We start from the raw sequence: 937 nt of genomic DNA on the forward strand, positions 1-937 counted from the left end.
CTTGAGTTTTAACCTGCTGGGCGGTGGCATCGACCCCGGCTGATCATGGGGACAGCCCTTGGTTGATCATTCCTCTTGTCTAGGGAAGAAGATCAAGAACCAAGGGCTGTCTGGTGATCAGTGTGCATGATGCTGGAGCGTTCGACGCGGTCGGGCGCCTGGCGGTGTTCCGGCGTGAGTTCCATGCCTGTCTGCCCGTTCGTGGGGACGCGTTGTTCGAGTTGGCCGATTCACTGTTGTGCGGTGATGCGCCGGTGCGGTCTCTGGTGGAGTTGTCGTTGGTGGGTGAGCATCGTCGTGGTCACGGCTCGTTGTATGCGGCGTTGAACCGTGGCCGGATTGATGTCGATCGGCTGCGGACGGCGGTGGCGGCGGCGCCGCTGCCGCGGGCCGCGGACGGGCGGATCGTTCTGGCGGTGGACGTGACCTGTTGGCTGCGGCCGGAGGCGCACACCTGCCCGCAGCGGGTGCTGTGCCACACCTACGGGCGCGGCAAAGACAGCCACATCGGGGTTCCGGGCTGGCCGTACTCGTTCGTCACCGCCCTAGAGGCCGGGCGCACTTCGTGGACCGCGCCGTTGGACGCCCGCCGGCTGGCGCCCGGCGACGACGCCGCCACGGTCACCGCCGGGCAGTTGCGCGACGTGGTGCAGCGGCTGATCGCTGCCGGACAGTGGCAGCCTGGTGATCCGGACGTGTGGATCGTCGCGGATGCCGGCTACGACGGGCCGCGGCTGGCGTTCCTCCTCGCCGATCTGCCGGTGCAGGTGTTGGTGCGGATGCGGTCCGACCGGGTGCTGCGCCGGCCCGCGCCACCCCGGCTACCTGGCACCACCGGCCGCCCCCGCAGGCATGGCGGCGAGTTCATCTTCGGTGACCCGGCCAGCTGGAGCGACCCGGATGCCGCCACGACCACCGACACCCGTCTCTACGGCAC

The 937-nt window shown here is 68.9% G+C and carries 1 protein-coding gene; it reads left to right on the forward strand.

The window, feature by feature from the left end:
- Nucleotides 1–113: 113 nt before the first annotated feature.
- Nucleotides 114–937 (forward strand): transposase (locus Vqi01_RS30355; protein WP_204038560.1); only part of this gene is annotated, 824 nt, incomplete at its 3' end.

The sequence above is a fragment of the Micromonospora qiuiae genome, assembly GCF_016863555.1.
GTDB lineage: Bacteria > Actinomycetota > Actinomycetes > Mycobacteriales > Micromonosporaceae > Micromonospora > Micromonospora qiuiae.